The organism is Kitasatospora sp. NPDC059160 (assembly GCF_042755465.1).
Lineage (GTDB): Bacteria > Actinomycetota > Actinomycetes > Streptomycetales > Streptomycetaceae > Kitasatospora.
Map to the genome: position 1 here is coordinate 52,258 of NZ_JBHZCN010000018.1, position 18,196 is coordinate 70,453.

Genomic DNA, 18,196 nt, shown 5'->3' on the forward strand with positions numbered 1-18,196 from the left:
TGGACGAGAGCGCCTTCGAGCTGGTGGACCTGGGCGAGGTGGTCCCCGCTTCGGTGACCGCCGGCTACGGCCTGACCGAGCTGTCCGCGTCCGGCGGCCAGAGCAGCTGCTGCTGTTGCTGCCCGTGCTGCTCCTGCACCTGATCCGGTGCACGACGCCGCGGGAGAGGTGTTCCGCACGAGACCCACGAAGGAGGTGAACGACATGGAGGACTTCGACCTGGTGCTGGACGAGAGCGCCTTCGAGCTGGTGGACCTGGGCGAGGTGGTCCCCGCTTCGGTGACCGCCGGCTACGGCCTGACCGAGCTGTCCGCGTCCGGCGGGGCGAGCAGCTGCTGCTGCTGTTGCCCGTGCTGCTCCTGCACCTGATCCGGTGCTGATCTCCTGGCACATGTGCTCTAGCCGGTGCGTGTTCATCAAAGAGGACCGGGTGGCTCTCGGTCCTTCCTGCTGGCCAGTCATCAATGAGTGAGTGAAGAAGCGGTGGTCATGGGAGTCGATGTCGAGCGGGTACGGCCACGACTGCGCGGGGACGTCTACGTCATGCGCGTTCCGGAGGGTGCGTACATCCGCAGCAACCTGGGCGGGTCGATTCTGAAGGGCGCCTCGACCTACGAGTTCGTCCAGCGGATCGCGCCGATGCTGGACGGCACCAGGACGCTCGGCGAACTGTGCGCCGTCGTACCGGAGTCCAGCCGTGCCGCGGTGGCGAAGATGATCATGCTGCTGCTCGCCAAGGGGTACGTCAAGAACGTGCTGGACGACCGTCCGCACACCCTGTCCGGCGAGCTGGCCGCCACCTACGCGGCCAACATCTCCTTCATCGAGTACTTCACCGACTCACCCGAACTGCGCTTCGAGACCTACCGCGACGGCCCCGTGGTGCTGACCGGCTCCGGCCCGCTGCTGCAGGCGCTGGCCAACTCCCAGCTGCGCGCGGGTGTGCGGACCGTCCCGCTCGCTCCGTTCGGTGAGTCGCCGTTCGACCGCGACCGCGTCCAGGAGCACCTGGAGGCGTCCCGGGCGCTGGACCCGGAGCAGCGGATCGTCGACCTGGAGGCGGACGTCGAGCGCCTCGACCTGCTGGCCGCCGACGCCACCATGGTGCTGCACGTCGCCGACCGGCCCATGGTCGAGCGTGCCCGCCGGCTCCCCGGGGCCGCGGTCGCCGCGGGTGCCGCGTTCGCCCAGACCGTCGTGGCGGGGGACGAGGCGTGGATCGGCCCGGTGATCGCGGGGAACGGTGATCCCACCGCCTGGGAGTCCGCGTGGCGTCGACTGTCCGCGCTCGCACCCGACCTGGTCGGCGCGGATCTGCGGGACCACCCGGAGGTGGCCCCGAGCGGGTTCCTGCGCGGCCCCACCGTCGCGCTGGTCGCCAACCAGCTCTGTTTCGCGGCGTTCCGCCAGCTCACCGGCATCGACGGGGGCCCCGGCAACGACGGTGGCACCGGTGCCGACGCCGGCCGGCGGTCCGACCACCTGGTCCGGTTCGACCTGGAGAGCCTGGAGACCTCGAAGCACGCGTTCCTGCCGCACCCGCTCGCCCGGCCCGTGGTGCCGGACGACCCGGCCCGGCTGGCCGCCCTGACGACCGCGGCGCCCGTCGGCGACGAGGAACTGGCCCGGCGCGCGGTCGACTTCGTCGACCCCCGGACCGGCGTCCTCGCCGAGGTCACCGAGCGCGACCACGAGCAACTGCCGCTGTTCGTCAGCGAGGTCGTGGTCTCGGACCCGGTCGGCCTGGCCGGCGGCCCGTTCGCCGTCCACGGCTGCGGCGAGACCGTGGTCGAGTCGCGCCAACGCGCCGTCCGGCGGGCGTTCGAGCGCTACGCGGCCGTCATGGTCGACGCCCGCAAGGGCGACCGGCTGCACGGCCTGGACGTGCTGACCGGCGAGCCGGTCGCGGTGGACGCCGCGCAGGTCTTCCCCGCGCGGACCGTGGCCTCCGGCGACGACTGGGCCGCCGCCGTGCGCGCCGCCGTGGTGGCCGCTGCCAACGACGCGGTGGTCGCGGCCCTGTCGACCGCGACCGGACCGCTGCCCCTGCTGGACCTGGACACGGCCGAGCTCACCCCGCGCGCCGAGCGCTACCGGAAGCTGCTGGCGATCGTCGAGGAGTCCTTCGAGGTCCACGACCTGTCCGGTCTGCTCGGGCTGCCCACCTTCGCCTTCACCACCCCGGCGGGCACGGTCGCCCACGTGAGCGACCTGGACGTCGCCGCAGCACTGGAACAGGGCCTGGAGCGGACGCTGCTCGCCTACCAGGCCCGGGCCACCGAGCAGCCCGCCTACGCGCCGGCACCCGTGCCCGAGCTGCCCCCGCACCTGCGCGCAACCGCCGCGCCGGAGCGGGCCGCGGCGCCCCGCTCGGTGACGCTGGAGGAGGCCGTGGCCGGGCTGACCCGGGAGGGCGGCCGGGTGGTCGCCGTCCCGCTGGACCACGACGCCGCCGTGGCCGGCGCGTGTCCGTTCGTGGTGCGCGCCGTGGTCCTCCATGGCTGACCAGCCGCAGGCGCTGCTCGAACCGCCGCAGGTGCTCCGCGAACCGCGACAGGTGGTCGTCGGGCCGTGGGCACCGGGCTGCCCGGAGTGCCTGCGCACCCGACGCACCGCGGCGGCCTCCGCCGAACAGGCCGCCGAGCTGGCCGCCGGAGCGGCCGTCGGGGCGCCCGACCGGGAGCTGCCGAGCTTCCTGGCCGACACCGTCGCCGGGCTGGCCTCGGCGCACTCCGGGGCGCGGCGGTTCCGGACCGTCGACACCGCCACGCTGGCGCTGTCCCGGCACGCCTTCCTCGACGATCCGCACTGCCCGGCCTGTTCGGTGCCGGTGGCCGACACCGAGCAGGGCGCGAAACCCGTCCGCGAGGTGCGGCCCAAGCCGTCACCCGGGTCCAGCCGGGTCCGCCCGCTGGACCGGGAGGCGCTCCGGGCGGCCTACGTGGACGAGCGGAGCGGCCTGGTCCCCTCGGTCACCTCGTACACCGAGCACGCGTTCCCGTTCACCGGGGCCGTCCTGGCCGTGCCCGGCGCCACCGCCACGGAACCGGCCGGCTACGGCCGCACCCGCGACTTCGCCTCCGCGTGGTCCATCGCGGTGGCGGAGTCGCTGGAACGGCTGGCCGCGTACGCGCCCGCCAAGCGGACCGGGGTCCGGGCCGGCTACGCCGACGTGGCCGAGGCCGCGATCGACCCCCGCACGCTCGGCCTGTACCCCGAGGAGCGGTTCCAGCTCCCGGACTTCCCGTACCGGAGGTTCACCGAGGACGCGGAGACCGACTGGGTGTGGGGCTACTCCTTCGGCCGAGGCCGACCGGTGCTGGTGCCGCAGGGCTTCGTCCACTACCGCCTGCCGCTGCCCGCCGGGGAGCGCAGGTTCGCCAGTGAGATCTCCAGCGGCAACGCGCTCGGGGGCTGCTACGAGGAGGCCGTGCTGCACGGGATCCTCGAAGTCGCCGAACGCGACGCCTTCCTGATGGCCTGGTACGGGCGGACGCCGCTGCCCCGGATCGACCTCGCCACGGTGCCCGACCGCCGGATCCCGCTGGTGGCCGAGCGGATCGAGCGCCAGGGCTACCGGGTGCACGTCCTCGACAGCACCCGGGAGCACGGGATCCCGTCGTTCTGGACGCTCGCCGAGGACGTCAGCGGCACCGGACGGCCGAGGGCGGTGTCGACCGGCGGCAGCGGACTGAGCCCGGCGGAGGCGATCCTGGCCGCGCTGCACGAACTGAGCCAGACCGTCGAGTACGTGGGCGTCCTCGCGCTCGACCCGGGGTGGGGCGAGCGGGCCCGGCACCTGGCCGAGCACCCGGACGAGGTCGTGTCGATGGCCGACCACCTGCTCTGCGCGGCCGATCCGGGCTCGTTCGACCGGTACGCCTTCCTGCTCGACGACCCGGTCACGTCGACCTGGCAGCAGGGGCTCGAACGCTGGCGGTGGCCGAGCCATACCGACATCGGCGCGGACCTCGACGAGGCCGTCCGGCGCTTCGCGGCGGCCGGGATGGACGTCGTCGCCGTCGACACCACCTCCATGGAACACACAGCGGGAGGATTCAGATGCGTCAAGGTGCTGGCACCGGGCTCGGTGCCGATGACCTTCGGGCACGCGGCCCGGCGGGTGACCGGACTGCCCCGGCTGCCCGAGGTGCGCAACCCGCACCCGCATCCCTTCCCGTGAGCGACGCGGCCGTGACCGATCCGGCCGTGACCGATCCGACCGTGAGTGACGAGGAGACCATGACCGAGGGGGCCGCGGCCGCGCAGGAGGCCGGCGTGGGGCGGGAGTTCCTGCGGGTCAGCCTGGAGGACCTCGCCGAGGCGATGGAGACCCGGCAGTCCGAGTACGCCAACCCGGACGAGCCGTTGAAGTTCAAGATCTACCGGGGTCTGCCCCGACGCCCCCTGACCACCCGGGTGCCCGGGGTGCTCGGCGCGGTCGAGGCGCTCGACGACCCGGCGCTGTCGACGCTGCTGCGCTACGGCTACGGCATCTCCCGGCAGGAGTTCGACACCAACGGGACCTGGCCCTACCACCGGATGGTCGCCTCCGCCCGCTGCCTGTTCGCCGTCCAGCTGTACGTGTGCCTGGCCGACGGCGTCTACCACTACGACGCCCCGCACCACGCGCTGGTGCTGCTGCGCGAGGGGGACCACCGGCCGCTGCTGGCCAGGGCGACCGGAACCGCCGGCGCGCCGCCGGAGGCCGTGTTCGTGCTCTCCGGACTGTTCGCCAAGGCCGCCTACATCTACCGCGACTACGCCTACCGGCTGTGCACCCAGGAGGCCGGGCTGCTCACCGGCAACCTCGACCTGGTCGCGCGGGCCATGGGACTGCGGGCCCGGGTGCACCACCAGTTCCTCGACGAGCCGGTCAACAAGCTGCTCGGACTCGACCCCGACGAGGAGCCGGCCCTCGTGGTGCTGCCCCTCCACCTCGCCGGTGCGGGCGCCGGAGACCCCCGCCGCACGGAGACGGAGACGGCGGCGGCCCTGTCCGCGACCGTCGACCCGATCGAGCCGCAGGTGGTCCGCAGCGGGCTCGCGGTGGCGCGGGCCTGCCCGAGGCTCACGGCCGTCAACCGCGCCTCCTTCCGCACCGACACCGCGGGCTTCGCCGCCGCCGAGCCGGCCCCGCCCGTCCGGCCCGCCGTGGCCGTCGGGTCGGGCCGCGAGCCGCTGGCCCTGCCCGCGACCGAGGTCCCGGACCCGGACCTGGCACAGGTGCTGCGGAGCCGTGATTCCGGCCCCGGCATCTTCCGCCCGGTCGCCTCGCGGGTCGACGGCCTCGCACTGTGGGCGCGGCTGGCCCGCACCCGAACCGGGGTCGGCAGCGATGCCGTCCCGGCGGGAGCGCCGGTGCCGGTGGAGGTCTACCTGACCGTCGCCGACCTCATCGGCGTACCGGCCGGCTGCTACCGGCTCGACCCGGCCACCGGCGCCCTGCACCCGGTCGGCCCGGGAAGCCCGACGGGCCCCGGCACGGACGCCCTCACCGCGATCGAACGCGTCACCATCCCCGGACCGGTCTTCCAGCACATGAACGCCGTCGTCCACCTGGTCGTCGACCGTGACTGGGCGTTCGACACCTTCGGGGACCGCGGCTACCGGGTGCTCAACCAGGAGGCGGGCCTGCTCGCCCACCGGGTCTGCGTCGCGGCCGCCGCGCAGGGCCTCTCCGGCCGGATCGTCAACGCCTACCACGCCGAGGGGGTGCGCGCGGTGCTCGGACTGACCGAGGAGCGCTACGCCCCGGTCTTCCAGATCCTGCTGGCCCGGACCGGACCGGGCGGCCGCGTGATCGTGCCGGTGGAGCCGGAGGCGGCGGAGTGACGGACGGGACGACGGACGAGATGACGGACGGACAGTGGGAGGCCGGACCCGAGCCGGTGCGGTACCTGCCCGGCCCGGCCACCGTGGTCCGCCTCGCCGGCAGCCCGGTTGCCGTACTGGACGGACTGCGCTGCGCGGAGAGCTGGCGCACCGCCACCGCCCTGCTGGCACTGCGCGCCGAGATCGCCGCCGGGGCCGACGAGTTGTCGACGTTGCTGCACGCGGCGATCGGCGCCACCGGGGACGGCGAGCTCAAGGCCCGGCTGGTCGCGGTGCGCCGGGCCGTGCACCGCGGCCGCCACGTCGACCCGGCCCGGCTGGCCGAGGTCCCCGCCGAGCTCGCGGAGCCGGTCCGCTCCTGGACGGCACGGATCGACGAACGCGACCGCCTGCTGGCGGCCCTGCCGGAGCACCTCGACCAGGATTGGGCCGCGAGCTACGAAGCCCTGCTCGCCGCCGCCCGGCTGCCCGCCTTCCAACTCGGCCTCGTGCACGCCAATCCGGACCTGTTCCTGGCCCTGCGGAAGTGGTTCGACACCGGCCGCCCACCGCAGCGCCAGACCGTGCTCCGGCTGGCGCAGTACCTGGCCCGTTGCGCTTCCAAGACCAGCCCGTACTCCACCTTCACCAGCAGCGGCCTGGCCGCCTGGGGCACCGGCCGGGAGATCGTCGAGCCGGCCGGGCCGCGGAGCGCCTCGCTGACCTCCACCGAGGTCAGCGTCGGATCGCTGCACCGGATTGCCCGCGCCGTCAGCGAACGCCCCGAGCTGCTCGGCGGCTGCCGGATCCGGACCAACCCCAGCGCCACCGTCCAGGACGGCGCCCTGCTGTTCCTGGGCCGTCGGCCGGACGAGTACGTGCACAGCCTCGCGCTCACCCCGACCCTGCGCGGGGTGCTGGAGCTGACCACGGGCGACCTCACCTTCGACGAGCTGCGGGGCACCCTCCTGGCCCGCGCGGCCGACGGGCGCCAGGTCGACGCGTTCCTGCGCCGCCTGGTGACGCTGGGCCTGCTGGAACTGGTCCCGCCGCTCGCCGACCAGTCCGCGGACCCGGTCGGCGACCTGCGCGAGTGGCTCCAGCGGTGTCGGCAGCCCGGCCTGGAGCGGCTGGACCGGACCTTGCAGGAGATGGCCGAGGCGCTGTCGAGTTACCCCGCGGTCGCCGAGCCCGCAGACCGGGTCGCCGTCCGCGACACGGTGGTCCGCGCGCTGGACACCGCGCTGCGCGAGGTCGGCGACCACGCCCACGTCCAGAGCCCGAAGCTGGCCCAGGAGTTCGCCCGGTACAGCTTCTACGAGAACGCGGTGCACCCCGGCACGACGGCTGTGCTGGACCGCGCGCGCTGGCGTCCGCTGCTGGACGACCTCGACGCGGTGCGCACCCTGCTCGGACTGATCGGCCCCGACCTGCCGTTCAAGCTCACCCTCGACTCGTGGTTCCGGCGCAGGTACCCGGCCGGCGCGCGGGTCCCGCTGGTGGTGTTCTACCGCGACGTCCTGGCCGAGCAGTCCGCCGATGCCGCCCCGGGCCCGGTCGGACGCCGCTCCCGTCCGGCGCACAGCCGGTTCGCCGACGCCGACAGCCCGGTGGCGGCCGTGCGCGAGCTGTACCGCCTGCGCACCGCCGCCAAGCGGCTGCTGGGCGAGCGGACGCCCGACCGGGACGGCGTGGTCAGGGTCGACCCCGAGGAGGTGCGCAAGCTGGCCGAGGAGTGGCCGGACTGGGTCCGCACCCCGACCTCGCTCGCGGTCTACTGCCAGCTGGCCGACGCCGAGCACGGCCCGGCCCTGGTGGTCAACAGCATCGCCTGCGGCTTCGGCCGCGGCCGCAACCGGGTGCGGCAGATCCTGGACGTCCTCGACCTGCGCGCTGACGTCCCGGACGAACCGGGCCTGGCGGCGTCCCACGACGACGTGCTGTTCGCCGAGTTCGAGGCGGTGGCCCGGTCCGCCGTCAACGTCCGCAGACCCGGCGTCGGACTGGTCGTCGACTACCCCGGGGTCCGCAGCACGCGCGCGGCCGACGACCGGCTGCCGGTCAACGACCTCCACGTGGAGTGCGGCGACGACGGGCTGCTCGCGCTGGTGTCGCGGCGGCTCGGCCGGCGGATCCGCCCGGTGCACCCGGGCCTCGGCGCCGACCGGCTGCTGCCGCCCGCCGCACGGTTCATGATCGAGGCGTTCGGCGAGTCCAACACCTGGTTCGGCGCGCACACCGAGCTCAGGATGACCTCCGACCCGCGCGCCGACGACGGCGTCCTGCGCCTGCCCCGGTTGACGGTCGGAGACGTGGTGCTGCGCCGCGCCATGTGGATGACCCGCGCGGACCGGCTGCCCCGGCGGGCCGACGCCGCGACCGGCGCGGCCTGGATGTTGAAGGTCGCCGACTGGCTGGCCGAACACGGCATCCCGGAGCGGTGCTTCGTCACCGTCCTCGACCCGGCCTCGCTGGTGGCGGGCGGGAACGGCCCGCGGCCGGGGAACGACACCAAACCGAACTACGTGGACTTCGCGAGCATGCTGCTGCTGCTCGGGCTGGAACGCCGGCTCACCGAGCCGGACGCGATCGTGCAGATCAGCGAGATGCTGCCGGACCCCGGCCAGGTCCGCGGCGAGCACGTGGCGGAGTACATCGTGGAACTGAACGAGCCCGGAGTCACTTATGTCTGAGACCTCAGCGCACCGTTGGGTCAGCGCCCACCTCTTCTACCACGGCGACCAGGACGCCGTGATCACCGGTGTCGTCAAGCCCGTCGTCGAGCGGCTGGGCCGGGCCGGACTGGTCGACGGCTTCTTCTTCCTCCGCTACTGGGAGGGCGGCCCGCACGTGCGGCTGCGGCTGCGGACCCGGCCGGAGCACGTCCAGGAGGCGCGCTCGGCCGTCGAGGAGACCGCGGCGGAGTTCTACCGGACGACGCCGTCGACCTCCGGGCTGACGGAGCGGGCCTATGCCGAGTCCGCGGCCGAACTCGCCGCCCTGGAGCGGATGGCCGACCACGACACGGTGCTGCACCCGGACAACTCGGTCGCGTTCGTCGACTACGTGCCCGAGACCGGGGCGTTCGGCACCGGCCGCTCCCTGGAGGCCGTCGAGAAGCAGTTCATGGCGTCCAGCGTGCTGGCGCTCCAACTGATCGCCCGCGGCCGGACCGCGGGGCAGCGCGCCATGGACGCCTTCGCCATGATGGCCGCCAACCGTACGGTCTTCACCGGCATCCTGCCCGAACTCGCCTACCAGGCGCGGTTCCTGGTGGAGAGCGGCGGAGCAGCGGCGGAGGTGCTGGGATCGCCGGACTTCGAGAAGCACTTCGAGGCCAACAAGGCCCAGCTGCGCGCCTCCCTGGAGACGGTCTGGGCCGTGACCAGGGGAACGGCCCTGCCCGCCGGGTCGGTGACCGGCAGCTGGCTCAGGACCGTACGGGAGGCCAACGACACCCTGGTCGAACTGGAGCTGCTCGGCCGCCTCGACGCCTACCCCGACTTCGAGGCCCCGGCCGACGTGCTCCAGCACATCAACCACCTGGTCCCGCAGCTGATCGTGGAGCGCTGCACCCACCTGATGTGCAACCGGCTCGGCATCAGCCTGGCCCAGGAGTCCCACCTGCGACTGCTCCTGACCAGGGCCGCCTTCGACCTGTGCGCGGTGTGAAGCCCATGAGCGACGAGGCGACCCGCTACCAGGACACCGTGCACACGCCGACGGAGGTGGCGGACCCGCAGGCGTTCCCGCCCCGGCTGGTCAAGAGCTACCCGGGCGCGCCGAGGCATCCGCTGCCCTGGCCGCCCGAGAAGTCCGAGCACCGGCTCGGCCGGCTGCTGGCCGAGCTCGGCGGCATCACCCGCGCCCAGTGGCTGACCCCGCTGGACATGCTGCCCTTCACCGACAGCTTCGAGGCCATCCCGGACGACGACCCGCTGCAATGGCTGGTGACCCGCCGCCCGACGCCATCGGGCGGCGCCCGGTACAGCGCCGAGTGGTACGTGATCGCCGGGCCCGACTCGGAGGTCCCGACCGGCGTCCACTACTACGACCCGGCCCGGCACGACCTGGTGCGGCTGCGCTCGGGCGACTACCGCGGCTGGGTGGCCGCCCGCCCGGCCGGCACCGTCCTGGTGCACACCAACGTGTTCTGGCGGCTGGCCGCCAAGTACGGCGAGATGTACTACCGCCTCGCCTGCCTGGAGGCGGGCATCCAGGTGGCCCAGGCCCTGGTGGTCGGGGCCGACGACGGTGCCTCGGCCCGGCTGTGCTTCCCCGACGCCGACCTCACCGAGCTGCTGGGGCTGGACCCGAGGGCGGAGGGGGTGCACGCCGTGGTCGAGCTGGTCGCCCCGGTGCCCACCGCGTTCGAGGGCCCCTCGCTGGCGGCCTTCCCACGCGCCTTCGCCGCGCACGCGTCCGTGCTCCGGCAGAGCCGCCCCGCCCCCGAGCCGCTGCTGACCGCGCCCCCCGGCGAGGGCGGGGGCGAGGGCGGGACCGAGGCAGAGGGAGAGGGTGGGCGCGGGACCGAGGCCGAGCGCGAGTGGATCAGCCTCCCGCACGCGGAGCCGGACCTGCGGGCCGGCACCCGCAACCGCCGGGCGGCCGTGCGCGGCTTCAAGGCCGACACCATGGCGATCGGCACCCTGGCCACCGTCCTCACCGCCTACGGGCGGCAGGAGAACTGGGACCTGCCGGCCGGTCTGGTCGAGTTCTACTGCGTCGTCGCCGACGTGGCCGGAGTCCCGGACGGCGCCTACCGCTACCTCCCCGACGAGCACCGGCTGGAGTTGGTCGGCGAGGGCAACCCCCGGCAGCGGCTCCGCGAGGCCGCGCTGGCAGCCCTGACCCAGCAGGGCGCCCGCACGGCGAACCTCTGGCTGCTGCCGGTGGGCGACGCCGAGGCCGCCGAGGAGCGCTTCGGTGCGCGCTGGTACCGCCTGCAGCAGGCCGCGGCCGGCGCCGCCCTGCACCGGGCCTGCCTGGCCGCCGCGTCCGTGGGCGTGGCCGGCCGGATCCAGAACGACGTGCTCACCCACCTGCTGGACGCCTGGTTCGGTCTGGAGGGGCGCAGGCGCAGTCTGCTGGTGGCGCAGCTGGGCACCGAGCACCCGGCCGGGCCGCGCCCCGAGTTCCGGCTGACCTGGTGAGGAGGAACGGCTCGTGAGCGACACCGTACTGGGCGAGGGCCTGTTGGCCGACGCCATCGCCCGGCGCCCGCCGTCGATGCTGGTGGTGGCGCGCGACGGCTGGGACACCGGCGGCTGGACCGAGGCGCACGAACGGGGCGAGCCCTGGCTGCCGGTGTGGACCGAACTCGACCGGGTCGTGATCGGCCCGCTGGTGCGGCCCGGCGAACCCGGCTGCGCCCGGTGCCTGGAGACCTGGCGCTCCGTCGCACCCGAACGCGCGCCCTGGACGGCCGAACTGCGCGCGGACGGGCGGATCGCGGCCAGCCCGTCGGCCTGGCTGTCCGGCTTCGCCGCCGAGGCCGTGCGCGAGCTGCTGCACTCGGGCGTCGCCACGGACCGCTGCTGGTACCTCGACCTGCGCGACCTGTCGCTGACCCGGCACGCGTTCCTCCCGGACCCGCTGTGCGCGGTCTGCGGCGCGCTGCCCGAGGACACCGCGGAACGGGCCGTGATCGCCCCCGTCCCCCGGCCCAAGCCGCGGGCCCGCGCCAGCCGGATCGGCGAACTCTCCGAGGCCCGGCTCACCGAGCTCTACGTGGACGCCGAGACCGGGGTGGTCGCCCCGCCGCGCGGCATGCGCGACTCGATGGTCCCGCTGACCGAATCCGTCCTGGCCGAGTACGGCTACCGGGGCGAGGCGGGGTTCGGGCGCACCCGTGACTTCGCCTCCAGCCGGGCCACCGCCGTCGCCGAGGCACTGGAGCGGCTCGGCGGCCAGTGGCCCTGGGGCAAGCGCACCACCGTGCGCGGCAGTTACGCGGACCTGGCCGGGGACGCCCTGGACCCGCGGTCGCTCGGCCTGCTGGCTCCCGAGCGCTACCGGGAGCCGGACTGCGCCTACCAGCCGTTCACCGAGGACGCGGTGGTGGACTGGGTGTGGGCGTACTCCTTCGTCCGGGCCCGCCCGGTGCTCGTGCCGGAGACCCACGCGTACTACCGGACGCGGTTCCAGCCGAGGGCCCGCCCCGACGACCGCAGGGACAAGCCCTTCACCTTCGAGATCTCCAACGGCTGCGCGCTCGGCGGCTGCGTCGAGGAGGCGATCCTGCACGGGATCCTCGAAGTCGTCGAGCGCGACGCCTTCCTGATGACCTGGTACGCCCGGATGCCGGTGCCCGAGGTGGACCTCGCCCGGGCGCCCGATCCGCGCATCCGGGTCCTCGCGGAACGCATCGAGCGCACCGGCTGCCGGGTGCGGGCCTTCGACATCACCCTGACCGAGGGGATCCGCGCGTTCTGGGTGCTCGCCCAGGACACCACCGGCGACGACACCCGGCCGAAGGTCGTCTGCACCAGCGGCTCGGCCCTGGACCCGGTCGCCGCCGTGCTCACGGCCCTCGGCGAACTGGCACCCATCGTCGAACAGGAGCAGGCCAGGTACCCGGCCGAGGCCGAACGGGCCCGCCGGATGGCCGCCGATCCCGAACTGGTGCGGATCATGACCGACCACTCGCTGGGCAACGCGACGCCCGAGGCCCTCGACCGCTGGTCCTTCCTGCTCGACGGCGACCGCCTGACCGGCTGGGACGAGGTGATCGCCCGCAACCCCTGGCCGCTCCACACCGACCTGCGGGACGACCTCACCGAGGCCGTCGACCGGATGCTGGCGGGCGGCATGGACGTCGTGGTCGTCGACCAGACCTCGCCCCTGCACGAGGCCGCCGGCCTGACCTGCGTCAAGGTGATCGCGCCCGGCGCCCTGTCCATGACCTTCGGCCACCGCAACCGCCGCACCACCGGGCTGTCCCGGCCGCTGGAGGTGCCGTACCGGCTCGGCCACGCGCCGCACCCGCTGACCGAGGCCGACCTCAACCCCCACCCCCACCCCTTCCCGTGACCACCCACGCCACCACCCTCGGAGTACGTGTCGCGGGCCTGCCCGCCGACGTGGTCGAGCAGCTCGCCGACCGGCGACTGCGGCGCGAACTGCTCGCGCTCTCCCGTACGGCCGCCGAACTGCGCAGCGGCGCCGGGGCGCTGTCCGAGCGCTGCCACACCGTGATCGGGGAGCTGCGCGACCCCGCGGCCAAGCCCAGGCTGGTCGCGCTGCGCCGCACCGTGCACCAGCTGCGCGACCCCGCCCGACTGCTCGCCGACCCCCGGACCGCCGCCGCCCTCGGCCCCGAACTCGCCTCGGACATCACCGAGTTCGGTCGAGCGCTGGGCCGCTACCGGGCCGACCGGGCGCAGCTGCCGACGGTGTACGCCGAGGCGGGCCGAGCCGTCGACGCCGCGCTGCGCGAACTCGGCGCGGACCCCCGCTTCGACCAGGGCCTCGCCCACGCCAGCCCCACCCTGCACCAGGTGCTCGGCCGCAGGCCCGGGCGGCAGGAGCTGATCCGGCTGGCCGCCTACGCGGCCCGCGCCGCCGTCAAGACCAGCCCGTTCAGCACCTTCACCGCCAGCGGCCTCGGCCGGTTCGTCCCGGACGGGCCCGCCCTGCGCTGGGCCGCGACCGAGCGGGCGCGGTCGATCGTCGATCTCGACCTGTCGGTCCTCACCCCGCTGGCCGCCGGCGCGACCGAGCCGACCGTCCGGATCAACCCCAGTGCGCGCCTGGAGGGCGGCACCGTCCGCTTCCTCGGCCCGGCGCCGGCGGAGGACCTCCTCACCCTGCCGCTGACCCCGGCGCTGCGCCACTGCCTGCGCGCCGCGGTCGCCCGCCCGACCCTCGCCGCGCTGGCGGCGGGCTTCCCCGCGCCGCCGGAGCGGACGGCCGGATACCTGCGCTCCCTCGTGGCCGGCGGACTGCTCCTGCTCCAACCGGACTTCGACGACCAAGGGATCGACCCGCTGGGGCAGTTGGCCGGGACCGTCCCCGCACTGGCTCCCCTCCGGGAAGAGCTGCGCGCCTACGGCGATGCCGGGGGAGCCGACCGGGTCGTCCTCGGGAAGGCGCTCCACGAGCGGCTGCGCGGCGTCGGCGTCACCGGCAAGCTGCGGGACGTGCTGACCGAGCAGTCGGTCATTCCCGGCGTCGTGGTCGAGGCGGGCCTGCCGTCCTGGCAGGAGGCCCTGGACGACCTGGCGCTCGCCTGCCGACTGCTCGCCGTCTTCGACTCCGCACTGCCGTTCAAACTGGCCGTCGCCGCGTTCATCCGGGAGCGCTTCGGCGACGGGGCGACGGTGCCGTTCGACCGGTTCTACGCCGAACTCCTCCGCGACGGCCACGAGGCCAGGCGACTGCACCCCGCCGCCGTCGCCTTCGACCCGACCGGGCTGACCGCGACCCTGGCCGCCAGCCCGGTCGCTGAAGTGCGCCGACTGGTGGACCTGGTCGCCGACCTCCGGCGCGCGCTGCCGGACCGGCGGCGGATCGAGGAGGTGCTCCACGCGCTGCCCGCCTGGGTGCGTCCGGTCGGCTCGGTCGCCGTCTACGCCCAGGGCGACGCCGACGAGTTGATCGTCAACGCGGTCAACTCCGGTTTCGGCCGGGCCCGGTCGCAGGTGCGCCGGCTGCTGCGCCACCTCGGGGACGACCCGCTCCCGGTCGACGCGGTGTACCCGGACGCGCCGACCTACGCGGAGTTCACCCAGACCCTGGCCACCTCGCTCAACCAGCGCGAGCCCGCCCTGCCGGACCGGCTCGACTACCCGCCGCCCGCCCGGCTGACCGTCGGCCTGGACGGCGACGGACTGCCGGCCCTGTTCGACGACGGCGCGGCCGTCAGGCCGGTCCACGGCGGACTCTCCTACGAGCGGCAGTTCCCGCCGGTCATGGCCCTGCTGGTCGAGGCGTTCGGCGAGAACCCGCTGCTGCTGCGCCCCGACCAGCCGCTCCAGCACGACGCGGCAGCCGGCAGCGGGCAGGGCCGGGTGCTGCACGCGCCGCGGCTGAGCATCGGCCGGGTGGTGCTCCGCCGGGCGACCTGGGTGGCCCAGCCGGGGACGCTGCCGTGTCGCGCGGCCGGGCAGTCCGACCCGGACTTCCTGCTCCTGCTGACCACCTGGCTGACCGAACTCGGAATGCCCCCGAGGTTCTTCGTGTCCGTGCTGCCGACCGGCGTCGTCGCGGACGGGTCGGTCGCGAGCGACCGCAGCCGCAAGCCGGTGTACGTCGACATCGGTTCACCACCCCTCGTCCTGGCCTTCGAGCGACTGGCCAGGGACCCGGCGAACGCGGCGGTGTTCCAGGAGGTCGCGCCGAGGCCCGAGGCCGCGCTCCTCGACCACCAGGGGGTGCCCAGAGTCACCGAATACGTCATCGAGCTCAACTGCCGAGGAGACCGGGAATGACAGAGACCGTGTGGCGCACGGTGAACGTGTTCCACCACGAGCCCGACCGCACCGATCTGCTGCTCGACGCGGTGCGCCCGTTCGTCGCGGAGGTGGCCCCCGCGGCGCGGCGGGTGTACTTCCAGCCGCACTGGCGGCGCGGGCCGCACGTGCGGATCGTGGTCCAGGCGAGCGCGGAGGTCTTCGACGGCGTCGTCGCACCCGCCGTGGCCGACGTGCTGGAGCCCTACCTGCGGGCGCACCCGTCGACCGTGGTCCTGGACGAGCGGGCCTCGCACGCCGAGCACGTCCGGCTCGCCGCGGTGGAGCGCGAACGCGGCCCGCTGACCCCCTGGGCGCCCGACAACAGCGTCGGGACGGAGCCGTACGACCGGCGCGAGCACGTGCTCGGCGGACCGGCCGCCGCCGACCTGCTCGCCGACTACTACGTCGACAGCAACGACCTGGTGTTCGGGATCCTCGACCGGATCCGCGACGGCGGCTCGAAGACGGCCCTCGCGGTGGACCTCTTCATCGCGGCGGCGCACCGCTTCCTCCCGCCGGTGACGTACGGGTACATGTCCTACCGCGGACACGCCGACGCCTTCCTGGCGAAGAACCCCGACGGCCTGCGCGCCCGCTTCGACCAGGTCTACGAGGCCAACGCCGGGGCCTTCCGGCAGCGGGTCGTCGAGATCACCGCGGCCGCGGACCACCACGACGCGGTGCGCTTCGGCGAACTCCTCGACGTCCTGCTGCGCTACCGCGACCGGGCCGACGGGCTGATCGGCACCGGCGAGCTGGCGCTCGACACCGACCCGAACGGCGACCCGGAGGCCTGGGGCGCCACCTGGAGCGCCTGGTCCGACCGCAGCCCGTTCCACCGGGTGCTCGGCGGTCACCGCCCGGCGGCCGAGCAGCTCGGCGGCTGGCACACCTTCAAGCGGTACCGGGTCGTCCTCAACTGGATGTACCTCAACATGTACCGGCTCGGCATCGGCGAGCTGGAACGCAACCTGATCTGCCACGTGGTCTCCCGGGCCGTGGAGGACGTCCACGGAGTCACCGCGATGGACCGCATCGAGGACCTGATCGGGTTCGTCGACGGCGGCGGTCGGCTGTGACCGGTCCGGGCACCCGAGGAAGGACGACGCGATGACGCACGCCGTCACCGTCAGCGAACTCGTCAAGCGCTACCACCCACACGCCCCGGCGGCCGTGGACGGCCTGAGCTTCACCGTCGAGCGGGGCGAGGTCTTCGGCCTGCTCGGCCCGAACGGGGCCGGGAAGTCCACCACCGTCGGCGTGCTGACCACCCGGATCCGCCCGACCTCCGGTCGGTGCCTGGTCCTCGGCACCGACGTGGTGGCCCGGCCGGCCGCCGCCAAGCGGCTGCTCGCCGTCGTACCGCAGCGGCAGAACCTGGACCGCTCCCTCGACGTGCGGCAGAACCTGCTCTTCCACGCGCGCTACCACGGCGTCGGCCGGGACGAACGGACCGGCCGCGCCGAGGAGTTGCTCGACCTGATGGGGCTCACCGAGCAGGCCGGCCAGCGGGTCGAGCGGCTCTCCGGCGGCCAGGCGCAGCGGGTCGTCATCGCGCGGGCCCTGATGCACGCGCCCGAGGTGCTGTTCCTGGACGAGCCGTCGACCGGCCTGGACCCGCAGTCCCGGCTGTTCCTGCACGAGCGCATCCGCGACCTGTGCGAGCGCGGCGTCACCGTGGTGCTCACCACCCACGACATGGACGAGGCCGAGAGCCTGTCCGACCGGATCGGCATCGTCGACCACGGCCGGCTGCTCGCCCTGGACACCCCGCGGGCACTGACCGGGGCACTCCCGGGCGGCACCACCGTCACCGCGCAGGTCCGCGGCGAGCAGGTGCCGAGCGCCGGGATCCTGGAGGCGCTGACCGGGCTGCCCGGCGCCGACGGCGTCGAGCACGACGCGCCGCAGGGGAGCGGCGGCAGCCAGTACTTCCGGGTGCGGACCGAGAAGGACCCGTCGGCCCTGCTGCCGGACGTGCTGCGCGCGGTCGCCGACCGGGGGGCCGAGCTGGTCGACCTGTCGATCGCCCGGCCGAGCCTCCAGGACGTGTTCATCAGCCTGACCGGAAGGGAACTGCGGTGACCACTGCGACCGAAGGCGCCGACCGGCTTCCCCGGGACGGCGTCGGTCCCGTGACGCGGACCTTCCTGGCGGTGCTCTGGCGCGACGTCTACACCACCACCCGCCGACCGACCGCCTTCCTGCTCCAGGTGATCGTCCAGCCGCTGCTGCTGTTCTTCGTCTTCGGCAAGGTGCTCGGCGAAGCCGGTTACACCAAAGGCGACTTCGGGGCGACGCTGCTGCCCGGGGTGATGGCGCTCAACGCGCTGCTCGTCGCCCTGGAGAACACCGCGATGCCGCTGATCATGGACTTCTCGTGGTCCGGCGAGATCGAGGACCGGCTGCTCGCACCGATCCCGGGCGAACTGGTCGCGGTCGCCAAGCTGGCCTACGGCACGCTGTGCGGACTGTTCGCCGGACTGGTCATGGCGCCGGTCGGGTTCCTGGTGCTGGGCACCACCGGCTGGCCGCCCACGAGGTGGCCGGGGGTGCTGCTGGTCCTGGTCCTCGGCGCGGCGACCGGTGCCGCCCTCGGCCTGGCGCTCGGCACGGTCGTGTCGCCGGACCGCATCGGCGTCACCTTCGCGATCGTCCTCGCCCCGCTGACGTTCACCGGGTCCGTCCAGTACTCCTGGTCCTCCCTCGACCAGCTGAGGTGGTTCCAGGTGGTCTCCGCGCTCAACCCGCTGACCTACGTCAGCGAGGGCCTACGGGCCGCGGCCCAGGCCGGACCCCCGTCGGCGATCCCGCTGTGGGCGGACCTGTCGGTGCTGCTGCTCGCCCTGGCGGTCACCGTGGCGGTCGGGATCAGGGGATTCATGGCCCGGGCGCTCGGCTGAGGCGGCCCGGGGTAGGAAACCACA

13 protein-coding genes are annotated in these 18,196 nt (G+C 74.2%); all 13 read left to right on the plus strand.

Translation table 11 applies throughout. From position 1 onward, the window contains the following. Positions 1–20: 20 nt before the first annotated feature. On the plus strand, positions 21–143 hold the full coding sequence (locus tag ACFXOZ_RS10470) for a thiomuracin/GE37468 family thiazolyl RiPP peptide (protein ID WP_375891115.1): 123 nt from the start codon (positions 21–23) through the stop codon (positions 141–143). A gap of 61 nt (positions 144–204) precedes the next feature. After that, positions 205–369, plus strand: a complete 165-nt coding sequence (locus ACFXOZ_RS10475; protein ID WP_375891032.1) for a thiomuracin/GE37468 family thiazolyl RiPP peptide — start codon at positions 205–207, stop codon at positions 367–369. A gap of 120 nt (positions 370–489) precedes the next feature. Continuing rightward, complete coding sequence (locus ACFXOZ_RS10480) at positions 490–2,505, plus strand: hypothetical protein (RefSeq protein ID WP_380523048.1); 2,016 nt, start codon at positions 490–492, stop codon at positions 2,503–2,505. After that, positions 2,498–4,183, plus strand: coding sequence for a TOMM precursor leader peptide-binding protein (locus ACFXOZ_RS10485; RefSeq protein ID WP_380589231.1), 1,686 nt, complete (start codon positions 2,498–2,500; stop codon positions 4,181–4,183). The genes ACFXOZ_RS10480 and ACFXOZ_RS10485 overlap by 8 nt, the downstream gene beginning before the upstream one ends. A gap of 26 nt (positions 4,184–4,209) precedes the next feature. After that, positions 4,210–5,835 carry a SagB family peptide dehydrogenase gene (locus tag ACFXOZ_RS10490; RefSeq protein ID WP_380589234.1) on the plus strand — a complete coding sequence of 542 codons (1,626 nt, stop codon included), beginning with the start codon at positions 4,210–4,212 and terminating at the stop codon, positions 5,833–5,835. Positions 5,836–5,855: 20 nt separating this feature from the next. Beyond that, positions 5,856–8,507 carry a lantibiotic dehydratase gene (locus ACFXOZ_RS10495; RefSeq protein ID WP_380589237.1) on the plus strand — a complete coding sequence of 884 codons (2,652 nt, stop codon included), beginning with the start codon at positions 5,856–5,858 and terminating at the stop codon, positions 8,505–8,507. After that, on the plus strand, positions 8,500–9,486 hold the full coding sequence (locus ACFXOZ_RS10500; RefSeq protein WP_380523052.1) for a thiopeptide-type bacteriocin biosynthesis protein: 987 nt from the start codon (positions 8,500–8,502) through the stop codon (positions 9,484–9,486). Before ACFXOZ_RS10495 ends, ACFXOZ_RS10500 begins: the two co-directional genes overlap by 8 nt. Positions 9,487–9,491: 5 nt before the next feature. Then, entirely contained in the window at positions 9,492–10,967 is a 1,476-nt protein-coding gene (locus ACFXOZ_RS10505; RefSeq protein WP_380589240.1) for a nitroreductase family protein, read from the plus strand. Positions 10,968–10,980: 13 nt separating this feature from the next. After that, positions 10,981–12,846 carry a TOMM precursor leader peptide-binding protein gene (locus ACFXOZ_RS10510; RefSeq protein WP_380589243.1) on the plus strand — a complete coding sequence of 622 codons (1,866 nt, stop codon included), beginning with the start codon at positions 10,981–10,983 and terminating at the stop codon, positions 12,844–12,846. Beyond that, positions 12,843–15,245, plus strand: a complete 2,403-nt coding sequence (locus ACFXOZ_RS10515; RefSeq protein WP_380589246.1) for a lantibiotic dehydratase — start codon at positions 12,843–12,845, stop codon at positions 15,243–15,245. The genes ACFXOZ_RS10510 and ACFXOZ_RS10515 overlap by 4 nt, the downstream gene beginning before the upstream one ends. Then, positions 15,242–16,348: a thiopeptide maturation pyridine synthase gene (locus ACFXOZ_RS10520; RefSeq protein ID WP_380523056.1), complete on the plus strand. Its 1,107-nt coding sequence runs from the start codon at positions 15,242–15,244 to the stop codon at positions 16,346–16,348. The genes ACFXOZ_RS10515 and ACFXOZ_RS10520 overlap by 4 nt, the downstream gene beginning before the upstream one ends. 31 nt (positions 16,349–16,379) lie before the next feature. Then, positions 16,380–17,354, plus strand: a complete 975-nt coding sequence (locus ACFXOZ_RS10525; protein ID WP_380589249.1) for an ATP-binding cassette domain-containing protein — start codon at positions 16,380–16,382, stop codon at positions 17,352–17,354. After that, complete coding sequence (locus ACFXOZ_RS10530) at positions 17,351–18,172, plus strand: ABC transporter permease (protein ID WP_380589252.1); 822 nt, start codon at positions 17,351–17,353, stop codon at positions 18,170–18,172. Before ACFXOZ_RS10525 ends, ACFXOZ_RS10530 begins: the two co-directional genes overlap by 4 nt. Positions 18,173–18,196: the final 24 nt, after the last annotated feature.

Bases quoted from the DNA above. Each gene is read 5' to 3' on its own strand.
- ACFXOZ_RS10500 (WP_380523052.1), top strand. From the start codon at position 8,500: ATGTCTGAGACCTCAGCGCACCGTTGGGTCAGCGCCCACCTCTTCTAC.
- ACFXOZ_RS10495 (WP_380589237.1), top strand. From the start codon at position 5,856: ATGACGGACGGACAGTGGGAGGCCGGACCCGAGCCGGTGCGGTACCTG.
- ACFXOZ_RS10525 (WP_380589249.1), top strand. From the start codon at position 16,380: ATGACGCACGCCGTCACCGTCAGCGAACTCGTCAAGCGCTACCACCCA.
- ACFXOZ_RS10480 (WP_380523048.1), top strand. From the start codon at position 490: ATGGGAGTCGATGTCGAGCGGGTACGGCCACGACTGCGCGGGGACGTC.
- ACFXOZ_RS10485 (WP_380589231.1), top strand. From the start codon at position 2,498: ATGGCTGACCAGCCGCAGGCGCTGCTCGAACCGCCGCAGGTGCTCCGC.
- ACFXOZ_RS10505 (WP_380589240.1), top strand. From the start codon at position 9,492: ATGAGCGACGAGGCGACCCGCTACCAGGACACCGTGCACACGCCGACG.
- ACFXOZ_RS10520 (WP_380523056.1), top strand. From the start codon at position 15,242: ATGACAGAGACCGTGTGGCGCACGGTGAACGTGTTCCACCACGAGCCC.
- ACFXOZ_RS10475 (WP_375891032.1), top strand. From the start codon at position 205: ATGGAGGACTTCGACCTGGTGCTGGACGAGAGCGCCTTCGAGCTGGTG.